Annotated in this window: 11 protein-coding genes; 2 read left to right on the top strand and 9 right to left on the bottom strand. The window is 75.5% G+C overall.

Going from position 1 to position 10785, the window contains the following annotated elements:
• Positions 1-721 (top strand): thioesterase domain-containing protein (locus SSNG_RS36535; RefSeq protein WP_042804863.1); only part of this gene is annotated, 721 nt, incomplete at its 5' end.
• On the top strand, positions 721-1572 hold the full coding sequence (locus SSNG_RS36530; protein ID WP_042804862.1) for a metallophosphoesterase: 852 nt from the start codon (positions 721-723) through the stop codon (positions 1570-1572). The genes SSNG_RS36535 and SSNG_RS36530, both read left to right, overlap by 1 nt.
• A 15-nt stretch (positions 1573-1587) precedes the next feature.
• On the opposite strand, the gene SSNG_RS36525 is transcribed toward SSNG_RS36530, so the two are convergent.
• The 9 genes from SSNG_RS36525 to SSNG_RS36485 all read right to left on the bottom strand — a co-directional run.
• Positions 1588-2253 (bottom strand): DUF4097 family beta strand repeat-containing protein, encoded by a 666-nt coding sequence (locus SSNG_RS36525; protein ID WP_007269023.1) that lies wholly within the window; start codon positions 2251-2253, stop codon positions 1588-1590.
• A gap of 270 nt (positions 2254-2523) precedes the next feature.
• Positions 2524-2742 (bottom strand): DUF5302 domain-containing protein, encoded by a 219-nt coding sequence (locus tag SSNG_RS36520; RefSeq protein WP_007269022.1) that lies wholly within the window; start codon positions 2740-2742, stop codon positions 2524-2526.
• 43 nt (positions 2743-2785) lie between these two features.
• Positions 2786-3475, bottom strand: a complete 690-nt coding sequence (locus SSNG_RS36515; protein ID WP_007269021.1) for a response regulator transcription factor — start codon at positions 3473-3475, stop codon at positions 2786-2788.
• Between the two features lie 32 nt (positions 3476-3507).
• Positions 3508-4212 carry a hypothetical protein gene (locus SSNG_RS36510; RefSeq protein ID WP_007269020.1) on the bottom strand — a complete coding sequence of 235 codons (705 nt, stop codon included), beginning with the start codon at positions 4210-4212 and terminating at the stop codon, positions 3508-3510.
• A 151-nt stretch (positions 4213-4363) separates the two neighbouring features.
• On the bottom strand, positions 4364-5512 hold the full coding sequence (locus tag SSNG_RS36505) for a histidine kinase (protein ID WP_007269019.1): 1149 nt from the start codon (positions 5510-5512) through the stop codon (positions 4364-4366).
• A 105-nt stretch (positions 5513-5617) separates the two neighbouring features.
• Complete coding sequence (locus tag SSNG_RS36500) at positions 5618-7237, bottom strand: AMP-binding protein (protein WP_007269018.1); 1620 nt, start codon at positions 7235-7237, stop codon at positions 5618-5620.
• 76 nt (positions 7238-7313) lie between these two features.
• The gene (locus SSNG_RS36495) at positions 7314-9077 is read right to left on the bottom strand and encodes a condensation domain-containing protein (RefSeq protein ID WP_007269017.1); all 1764 of its coding nucleotides are present in this window, start codon (positions 9075-9077) and stop codon (positions 7314-7316) included.
• Positions 9074-10042: an aromatase/cyclase gene (locus SSNG_RS36490; RefSeq protein ID WP_042804861.1), complete on the bottom strand. Its 969-nt coding sequence runs from the start codon at positions 10040-10042 to the stop codon at positions 9074-9076. The genes SSNG_RS36495 and SSNG_RS36490 overlap by 4 nt, the downstream gene beginning before the upstream one ends.
• 121 nt (positions 10043-10163) lie before the next feature.
• Positions 10164-10785, bottom strand: a 622-nt coding sequence (locus tag SSNG_RS36485) for a fatty acid--CoA ligase family protein (RefSeq protein ID WP_042804914.1), incomplete at its 5' end; no start/stop codon positions are given.

Here is a 10785-nt window from a genome sequence, read left to right as displayed (position 1 = left end):
GGCCGAGCTGCTGCCCGGCTACTACTCCCGGTCCGGGGTGGCGCGCTGGCCGGCCCCCGAGCGGCTGGCCGGCGGGCCGGAGGGGGCGGCGGGGCTGTTCGCGTTCCCCTCGCTGGGGGCGTCGTCCGGCCCGGGGGAGTTCCTCGCGCTGGCGGCGGCCCTGGAGGGCCGTCGGGGCCTGACGGTGCTGGCGCACCCCGGCTTCGCCGGTGACGCGGTGCTGCCGCGCAGCCGGCAGGCGCTGGTGCGGGCCCAGGCGGAGGCGGTGGCCGAGGCGGCGGGCGCGGCGCGGCCCGTGCTGCTGGGGCACTCCTCCGGCGGGTGGATCGCGCACGCCGTGGCCCGGGAGCTGCTGGAGATCGGCCGTGAGGCGGCGGCGGTGGTGCTGCTGGACACGTACGCGCGGGGCGGGAGCCGGCGCGGGCCCGCGACGCTGACGGAGCGTCTGTTCGACCCGGCCGGCCCGCCGGGGATGACCGACGACACGCGGCTGCTGGCGATGGGCGGCCACCTGAGGCTGTTCACCGACTGGACGCCGGAGCCGGCTTCGGCGCCCACGCTGCTGGTGCGGGCCTCGGCGTCGGCGGCCTCGGCCACCGCCGGCTGGGAGTACGCGGACCACCTGGCGGAGGTGGCGGGCGACCACCTGTCGCTGCTGGGCGCGGACGCGGGCGCCGTCGCGGACACGGTGGACGGCTGGCTGCGGAAGGTGGCCGGCTGATGGCGGCGGCGGCCGGGCGGCTGCTGGCCGTGTCCGACCTGCACGTGGTGCACGCGGAGAACCGCCGGCTGCTGGAGGAGGAGATCGTGCCCGGGTCGCCCGGGGACTGGCTGCTGGTGGCGGGGGACGTCAGCGAGACCGCGTCCGAGGTCGAGTGGGCGCTCGGGCTGCTGCGCGACCGGTTCGCGCGGGTGGTGTGGACCCCCGGCAACCACGACTTGTGGACGCCGGCCGACGACCCGGTGCAGCTGCGCGGGGAGCCCCGCTACCGGTACCTGGTGGAGATGTGCCGGCGGCTGGGGGTGCTCACGCCGGAGGACCCGTACCCGGTGTGGCAGGGGCCCGGCGGGCCGGTGGTGGTGGCTCCGCTGTTCACTCACTACGACTACTCGTTCCGTGACCCGGCGCTGACGAAGGAGCAGTCGCTGGCGGCCGCCCGCGAGTCGGGGGTGGTGTGCACGGACGAGTTCCTGCTGCACCCGGATCCGTACCCGGACATGGACGGCTGGTGCCGGGCCAGGGTGGCCGAGACGGCGGCCCGCCTCGACGCCGTGGACCCGGCGCTGGGGACCGTGCTCGTCAACCACTACCCGCTGGTGCGGGAGCCCACCGACATCCTGCGCTACCCGCAGTTCGCGCAGTGGTGCGGGACGACGCTGACGGCGGACTGGCACCTGCGCTACCGGGCGGCGGCCGTGGTGTACGGACACCTGCACATCCCGCGTACGACGTACCACGACGGGGTGCGCTTCGACGAGGTGTCCATCGGCTACCCGCGCGAGCGCAGGGGGCGGGGCCTGCCGCACGGGGTGCTGAGGGACGTCCTGCGGCCCCGCGAGGACGGGGCCTGAGGAGCAGGTCCGTGTTCAGGCGGTGAGGGCGGTGATGTTGCCGTAGGAGGTGGTGGCGTGGATGGTCAGCACGGCGCCCTCTCCGCTGTTCTGCAGGGCGTTGCTGATGCGTCCGTAGGAGGTCCCGGCGTCGAGCGAGGCGGAGACGCCGCGGGCGGCACCGACGCTGATGTCGCCGTGCTCGGTCCGCAGGTTCACCGTCCCGCCGGTCGCCTCGGCGATCGTCAGGTCGCCCTTCTGCGTGCGGATGTCGGCCGAACCGCCCAGCCGGCCCACCGCCACGTCACCCGCGGCCAGGACCAGCCGCACCCCGGCCGCCTCGTCCAGCTTGACGGTGCCGTGCGCGCTCTCCAGCGACACCTCACCCAGCCGGCCCACACCCCGGAACTCGGCCGACGCCGTCGTCGCCTCGACACTCGACCCCGCCGGAAGCTGCACCGTCACCTCCACCGCGCCCGAAGCCCCGAACACCTGGCTCTTCTTCGGCGCGCTGATCCGCAGCACACCACCCTGGAACTCGACGGCCGTCTCCTGCGCGGCCTTCACGTCACGGCTCTTGGACGCGTTCACCGGCAGGACCTCGACCGTGGTGTCCGCACGGTCGGCGGCGATGAAGCGGATGTTCCCGGCCGGGACGTCCAGGACGGCGGCGATGGCGGCGGCGGTGGCGAACTTCTGCATGGCTTCTCTTCCTTCGGGGGCTTGTGTCACTCGGCGTTTCCGATGACCTGAACGCTACGTCGCGTTCACACCCCGGGCAACACACCCATTGCGCCGCACCATCATCACCGCAGGTCAGAGCCCTGCAATCGTTGCAACACCCCTGAATTCAACGCAACGAACACCACAACACCGTTGCAACGGACGAAGACTGAACGCTACGCGGAAGGGCCGCCGCGATCCGATGCGGGATTCGGATCGCGGCGGCCCTTCGGGGCGTTCGGGTGCGGTTCAGCCGGCCTTGCGGCGGAAGGTCCGGCCCTGGCCGCTGGGGCCGCTACCGCCCTTGAGCTTCAGACCGCCCGCGTTGTGCGCCTGCTGCGAGCGGGCGGCACGGGCCTTGCGCTCCAGAGCCTCGCGGAACTTGGCCTTGCCGTCGGCCTCGACGGCCTCAGCGGCTTCAGCCGCTTCAGCGGCCTCAGTCGCTTCGTTCTCCGGCGTACCGGACATGGGGTACCTCCTGTTTCGTTCCAGAACAGACTTATTGTCGGTGTCAGGACCGGTACCGGTCTTCCGGATTTCCGGCGTCATGCACGAACAGCGCGATCTGGACCCGGTTGTTGAGGCCCAGTTTGGCCAGGATCGCGGAAACGTGCGTCTTGACCGTGGAGACGCCGAGGTAGAGCGCCGCGCCGATCTCCGCGTTCGACTTGCCCTGGCCGATGCCGAGGGCCACCGCCCGCTCGCGCTCGTTGAGGACCGCCAGCCGTTCCCCGGCGTCCTGCCCGCGCCCGTCCTCGGGCAGCGCCACGACCTTGTCGATCAGCCGCCGCATGACGGCGGGCGACAGCACCGGCTCGCCGTGCGCCGCCCGCCGGACGGCCTCGACGAGCTCAGCCGGCGGGGTGTCCTTCAACGCGAAGCCGGCGGCGCCCGCGCGCAGGGCGCGCAGGACGTACGCGTCGGCGTCGAAGGTGGTGAGCACGAGCACTTCGGGGGCGTCGCTCATCGCGCGCACCGCCCGGGTGGCCGCCAACCCGTCCATGACCGGCATCCGAACGTCCATCAGCACCACGTCGGGACGGTGGCGGCGGGCCAGTTCGACGGCCTCGGCGCCGTCACCGGCCTCGGCCACGATCCGCAGGTCCGGGGCTCCGCCGAGCATCACCGACAGCCCCATGCGCACGAGCGGGTCGTCGTCCGCGATCAGCACCTCGACCGTGGACTGCTCGGCTGTGATCATGCCGCGAGCATATCCGCAGCCGGGCGGGCCGGTCAGCGGTGCCTTCGGCGCCAGTACTGGGACCCGTTCCGTTCGCGCACGACGAGGCCGAGGCGCTCCAGGTCGCGGCGCAGTTCCCGGAGTTCGCCGGCCGTGCCCCGCTGCTTGAGGAGCCGGCGGCGTGCTTTGAACAGCGCGTGGGCCTCGGCCGGCAGGTGGGGGCTGTCCGGCACCCAGAGCCGGAACTCCGCTCGGTGGGGATCCTCGTCCGCCCAGGTGTAGCCGTGTCGGGTGAAGGCGTCGGCAAGCCTGTGCCGGTCCTGGTCGCAGTCCTCGCGGGCGAGTTCCTCGGTGCCGTGGCCGAGCAGGACGAGCTGCTTGCCGTCGCGGAACGCCATCGCCACGCCGGCGCGCGGGAACTCCGTCGGCTCTCCGTTCCGGGTGAGCACCACCCGGGTGTCGGAGACGGTGACGGAGAGTTCGGCGAGCTTGACGAGGAACCCCCCGATCAGGCCGGCCAGGCCGCCCACGGCGACCGCCCCGATGGTGAGGCCGGGCTCGGGGATCGAGGCGACGAGTTCCGCCGGGCCCTGCATGGGCGCCCAGGGCAGCGTCACCACCCACGTGGCGAGCACCTTGGCGAGCCAGCAGGCCCCGGCTCCGATCAGCCCGAAGACGGCGCAGACGAGCAGTTGGCCCCAGAGCGGTTCCGAGACCTCGGTGGGTGCGGCCGCGGCGGGGGTGGACTCGTTCGGCACTGCTGGGCTCTCCTGTTCGTCGGGCCGCGTCGGGCCGTGTCGGGCCGGCGCCGTGCGGTCATGCCGCGGCGCGGGGTTCGGTGTCGGTGTGCGTGCGGTGCGGTGCGGTGCCGTGCCGTGTGGTGTGGTGCCGTGCGGTGCCGTGCGGGGGTCACGGCCAGGGCAGCCGGGCGGTGATGCCCCAGCCGCCGTCCCGGCCGGGGCCGTACTCCAGGCGTCCGCCGGCGAGCGCGACCCGCTCGGCGAGCCCCGCCAGTCCCTGTCCGGCGGGGGCGTGCCCGGGGACCGCGGACCGGGTACCGGGTGGCGGGTTGGTCACCTCGACGGTGAGCCCCTCTCCCGCACCGCCGGTCACGCGGACGTCGGCGGGGGCTCCGGGCGCGTGCTTGCGCACGTTCGTGAGGGCTTCCTGGACGACCCGGTAGGCCGTGCGGCCCACGAGGTCGGGGACGGCCGGCGGGGCGTCCTTGACCAGCCGTACCCGCATCCCGGCCGTGCACGACTCCGAGACGAGCCGGTGCACGTCGGCCAAGGTGGGCCGGGGGCGTTCGCCGGTCTCCGGCGCGCGGAGCACCGTCAGGACCTCGCGCAGTTCCTGCAGGGCCTGGTGGGCGCTCTCCCGGATCACCCCGGCGGCCCGGGCCACGTCCCCCGCGGGGGCGTCGGGCCGGTACTCCAGCGCCCCGGCGTGCAGGGCCAGCAGGGACAGCCGGTGTCCGAGCACGTCGTGCATCTCCCGGGCCACTTCCTCCCGGGCCCTCGTCTGCGCCTGCTCCGCCCGCAGCCGAGCCTCGGAGGCCACCCGCAGGAGCAGTTGCCGCCGGTGGTGGACGAACAGCCCCCAGCCGACGGCGCACCCCTGGACGACGGTGCCGAAGACGAAGTACTGGAACCCGGGCATGGCCGGGTCCGGCCGCAGCAGCGGATCGGTGGCCGCCGGCAGCAGGCCGGCCGCGTAGACGATCAGGGTGGTCCGCGGCGCGCGGTGCACGGCCACGGTGAACAGCGCGGCGACCATGGCGCCCGCGGCCGTCCCGAAGGGCACCGAGAGGGCGATCAGCGCGCAGGCGGTCTCGACGGGCCTGCTGCGCCGCAGCCACAGCAGGCCGCAGGCGAGCACCCCGGCCACCGGCTCCGGCCGCGTCCAGTCGAGCCCCGGTTCGGGGGCGGCCGGGGTGGAGCTGCTCGCGATCGCGAGCGCGTAGGCGACCGCGAGCAGGAACAGGAGGGCGTCCACGGTCAGGTCCCGTGGACTCCTCCTGACGTGACCGCGCCGGAGAGCGGTGGTGAAGTGGGGCACGGTTCGGACGTTACCTTCGTGATCTGCTCCCGCCGCCGGTCCCGACGGCGGACGGTACTTTGGTCGGACGGTCCGGGACCTTGGTCACGGACGGCGCCGGCTGGTTCAGGCCGCCGCCTCGGCTGCGGCGCGGGTGCGGACGGTGCGGCGCAGTTCGGCGCGCACGGGCTTGCCGACGGGGGTGCGCGGGACGGCGTCGATCGCCTCGACCCGGCGGATCCGCTCGTAGGGTGCCAGCCGGGTGTTGGCGCGGGCGGCGATCTCCTCCAGGACGGCGGGACCGGCGGCGGCGCCGTCGCGGAGCACGATGCCGGCCCAGGTGACGGAGCCGTGCACGGCGTCGGGCCAGCCGACGACCGCGCACTCGGCGACCCGCGGGTCGGAGCCGAGGATCCGCTCGACCGCGCTGGGCGAGACGAGTTCGCCGTCGTGCAGGAACACGTCGCCGAGCCGGTCGACGAGGAACAGCTCCCCTCCGGGGCCGATCCGGCCGACGTCCCCGGTGGAGAACCAGCCGTCGGCGTCAGCGGGCGGTCCGCTCTCGTCGAGGTAGCCGGCCATCAGCTGGGGTCCGCGGACCTGGACCTCGCCGGTCTCGCCGGGGCCCAGCGGCACCCCGGTCCCGGGGTGCACGATGCGGCATCCGGTGCCGGGCACGGGCGTCCCGACGGAGCCGGGCACCGGCCGGTCCGGGCTCTGCGAGTGCGTGAGCGGGGAGAGTTCGGCGAGGCCGTACCCCTGGAGGACGGGTACGCGGAGCCGCTCGCCCAGGATCCGGGCGGCGTCCGGGGACAGGGCGCTGCCGCCGGACAGCACGGCGCGCAGCCGGGGGCCGGCGGGGACGCCGGGGAGGGCGTCGGGGCCGCACAGCCGCTCGTCGGCGGCGAGCCGGTGCAGGCGGGCGGGCAGCCCGTAGTAGTGGGTGGCCGCGGTGCTCTCGGCGAGCGCGAGCGAGGCCAGCGGCTCCGGGTCGGGGCACAGCACCTGGCAGGCGCCCGCGTAGACGGCCGAGTTGAGGTGCATCGGCAGGTAGAGCGGCAGGTGGTTGAGGGTGACGGAGCCGGCGTCGAGCCGGTGCGCGGCGGCGGTCTGCGCGGCGTTGGCGACGAGGTTGCGGTGGGTCAGCCGGACGCCCTTGGGGCGGGCGGTGGTGCCCGTCGTGAACTGGACGCAGACCTCCGCGTCCGGGTCGAAGGCGGTGTCCCCGCCGGGTTCCGCACCGCGGGCCGCCGCGGCGACGGCGTCCAGGACGAGGTCCACGGGGACGGCGTCGCCGGGGACGGGTTCGTCTCCGGCGCCGGTGACCAGCACGAGCGAGAGGCACGGCGGCCGGCCGTCGGCGTCGGCGAGCAGGGCGGCGGTCGCCCGGGGGACGAAGGCCAGTTCGACCCCGGCCGAGCCCAGCACCTTCCCCAGCCGGATGGGCGAGACCAGCGGGTTGAGCAGGACGACGGTGTTGCCGCTGCGGACGGTGCCGTAGTAGGCGGCGGCGAAGTCGGCGTCGAGGGTGTTGGCGACCCCGACGCGGGCTCCGCGCCGGCCGACCGAGCACTCCAGGAAGGCGGCGATCCGGTCGGCCCGGGCGTCGAGTTCGCCGAAGGTCAGCGTCCGTGCGCCCACGCGGATGGCGGGGGCGTCGGGGGCGCGTTCGGCGGCCCGGCGGAGGAGTCCGTCGAGGGACAGGTGCGGGAGGTGCGGCGGTTCCGGTTGGGCGAGGGCCTGCACGGCTCTGCTCCCCTCTGCGCTGGGCGCTCCCGGTGACAGGGCCCTACCAAGGTCCGCGCCGGCGCTGGAAGGTCCTTCAAGAACCGCTCGAACCCCGCTGGGAGGGTCCCGCGAGGGCCCTCGCGAGGGCGCGGTCGGAGCCGGCGACGAGCACCGGCGGGGGGCTCCAGCCGTACGCGGCCACCCGCCGGGCGGCCTCCTGGGCGAGGGTCCGCGCGCCCGGGTACCCGCCGACGGCGACGGGTACCCCGGCGGCCAGGGCGGGGGCCAGCGCGGCCAGGACGGCGTCCGGGTCCGGGGGGCAGGCCAGCAGGGCCCGCGTCCCCCGGTGGCGTTCCGCGAGGCGGTCGTAGCAGTCCTCGGCGGCGCCGGGCGGCCGGATCAGGCAGACCGGCCCGGCCCCCGCCGCGGCGGCCGGGCGCAGCACCCGGGCGGGTGGCACGGGGTCGGGGGCGGCCCGGGGTGTCGGCGCCCCGTACAGCGGCACGAGCGCCTCGGCGACGGTGGTGTCGGGTCCGGCCTCCAGCGGCAGCCGCCGCAGCAGCAGGGCGGTCTGCCAGAGCAGTTCGGCGGCGTCCCCGTCCGTGAGCCGCGTCCGGTCGTGCACGGCGGTCAGGGTGAGCCCGCCGTCGTGGTCGTGCCGGGCCGAGACGGCGAGGGGCATCCCGGTGAGGGCGCCGGCGACCTCGGCCTGATCGGCTCCCGGCGGCGGCGCGTTCCGCCCGCTGCCGTCCGGCGGGAGGAAGGCCAGCACCGACTGCGTGCGCGGGCTGCCGGGGGCCCAGTCCAGGATCTGCCCCGGGGAGACCCACTCGTACGCCGCGAGGTCGACGGCCCGGCCGGCCAGTTCGCCCAGCAGCACGGCCACGGTCGCCCCGGGGTGCACGTCCACCGCCACCGGCAGGGCGTTCCCGAGGGGGCCGGGCAGCTGTCCGGCGCCTTCCAGCGGGATCATCCGCCCGGAGACGGCCGCGGAGAACGCCACCGGCACCGCGCCGGGTGTGCCGTCGGAGCCCGCGCGGTAGAGCAGCAGCGCCCAGGCGGCGTGCAGGGCGGTGCTCTCGGCCGCGCCGAGCAGCGCGGCCCAGGCGCGCAGCCGGCCGGCTTCCGCGGGGGTGAGGCGCTGGCTGGTGCGGCCGTGTCCGCTCTGGCGGGTGGGGCCCCGGTCCAGGGCGGGCAGGGTGATGCTCCCGGGGGGCGGAGCGGCCCAGGTCCAGAACTCGCGGGCCGGGGCGGGGTCCTGGGCGCCGACCCAGCGCAGGTGGTCGCGCAGGTCGGGCCGGCGTTCGCCGCCGCGGGGCGGGCCGTCGGCGGCGTAGGCGCGGTGGAAGGAGACCAGCAGCCGGCGGACGCCGACGGGGTCCAGCAGCGCGCGGTGGTAGGTGAGCAGCACCCTCGTGGCGCCGTCCGGCCCGCCGAGCAGGGCGATGCGCAGCGGGCCGGGCCGGGTCAGGTCGAACTCGCGCATCCGTTCGGTGGCGAGCAGCGCCTCCCAGGCCCGCGGACCGGTGCCGCCGGGGCCGTGGTGGGTGATCAGCGGGGCGGCGTACGCGTGGACGGCGAAGCGGGGCGCGGCTCCGGCGGCCGGCTCGGCGAGGCCGGTGCGCAGGACGGCCTCCTGGCCGGTGACGGTCTGCCAGGCGCGGGCGAACCGCTCGGTGTCGAGCGGGCCGTGCCAGAGCCAGTGCAGCTGCTCGGTGTAGAGGCCTCGGCCGGGGTGGGCGAGGCCGTCGAGGAGGACGTCGAGCTGGAGGGGCGTGGCGGGGTGGATCCACGGCCGGGGGGCGGCCGTGGCGCGTGCTGTGGACGGCGGCGGACGGTCGCCGGGGGTGGCGTTCACCGCTGCGGGATCAGGGTGCGTACGGCCGTCTCCGCGTGCCGCCGGGCCAGGTGCAGGACGCGGGTGCTCGCGCCGCCGAGGGTGCGGCGTACGTGGTCGCGGGCCTGGGTGAGGTCGGCGCCGGGGCCGAGCACGGGTTCGATGTCCTCTTCGCGGAGCAGGACCTGGTGGGTGGCGACGGCGGTGACCCCGGTCTCGTCGGGGTTGACGGCCCATTCGCCGGTGTGGGCGGCCAGGAGGCGGGGGGTGCGGGTCTGCTTGAAGACGATCCGGCCGGCGTGGGGGAAGCAGACGCGGACCGCCGTGCTGGTCTCGGTGACGCCGTCGGCGCCGAGGGTGTCCGTGTCGAGCAGCTGGACGCCCTGCCGGTCCTCGGCCACGTCGGCCCGGGTGATCTCGGGCAGGTGGGCGGGCCAGTCGCCGGCGCGGTACAGGAAGTCGTAGACGAGCTCGGACGGGCCGTGGACGCGTACCGAGTCCTCGAAGGTCATCAGGAGGCCGTCGAGCTTCGTCCAGAGTTCGGCGGTCCGCTTCAGCTCGTCCAGTTCGGCCCGGCTGTTGGTGTCGGTGGCCCGGGTGAGCCATTCGGCGTCGGCCGGGTCGTCGTCGCGGACCTCGAACCGGTGCAGGAGGTTCAGCCTGGAGCGGGCGGGGCCCAGTTCCTCGACGGTCCAGCGGCCGCCCATGGAGGTCGCCGGGGGTGCCGGGACCTCCTGGTGGAAGTCGATGGTCCGCAGCCGGGGGTCCAGGGAGCGCCGGGAGACCCAGGAGGTGACCGTCCCGTTGGCGGTGGCCCACATGCCGAAGCGGTCGAGGGTCCCGTCGAAGTCCAGCCGCTCCACGTGGACGCTGGGCGGGACGAACAGCGGCCACTGGGTGGTGTCCGCGATCAGCGCGTAGACCACGCCCGCGGGCGCGGCGACGTCCACCGAATACGACGTGTGCTGCACACGCTCACCTGACATCGGATCACACCTCTCTCAACCTCGCTTCCGACCTTCGCGGGCGTCGGCGGAGGGCCACTCGAAGGGTCCTGGACCCCGGCTGCACCGGCCGTCCACGGCCCCTCGTGCGGGGCGGCCCGGCTCAGACGGCGGCTTCGGCCGCCGCCCGCAGGCGCAGGGCGCGGCGCAGCGAGCGGCGCTCCGGCTTGCCGGCGGGGGTGCGCGGGACGGTGTCCAGGACCTCCACGCGGCGGATCCGCTCGTGCGGGGCGAGCTGTTCGTTGGCCGTCTCGACGATCGAGTCGAGCACGTCGAGGAGTCCGGGCGCGGCCGGGTCGGCGAGGACGACGCCGAGCCAGGTGAGGGCGCCGTGGACGGGGTCGGGCCAGCCGACGGCGACGCAGTCCTCCACGCGGGCGTCGGCGGCGAGGACGGCTTCGACGGCGGTGGGCGAGACGAGTTCGCTGTCGTAGGAGAAGACGTCGTCGAGGCGGTCGGCGAGGTAGAGCTCCCCGTCGGGGCCGATGCGGCCCGCGTCCCCGGTGGAGAACCAGCCGTCGGCGTCGGCCGGGGGGCCGCTCTCACCGAGGTAGCCGGCCATCAGCTGGGGTCCTCGGACCTGTACCTGGCCGGTCTCGCCGGGGCCGAGGGGGACGCCGGTGTCCGGGTCGGCGACGCGGCATTCGGTGCCGGGCACGGGGGCGCCGACGCTGCCGGTGCCGCTGCGGCCGTCGGGCCGCTGGGAGTGGGTGAGGGGGGAGAGT

The organism is Streptomyces sp. C (genome assembly GCF_000158895.1).
GTDB lineage: Bacteria > Actinomycetota > Actinomycetes > Streptomycetales > Streptomycetaceae > Streptomyces > Streptomyces racemochromogenes.
Note: the sequence above shows the minus strand (reverse complement) of the source record. Positions and strands in the feature narration are given on the sequence as shown.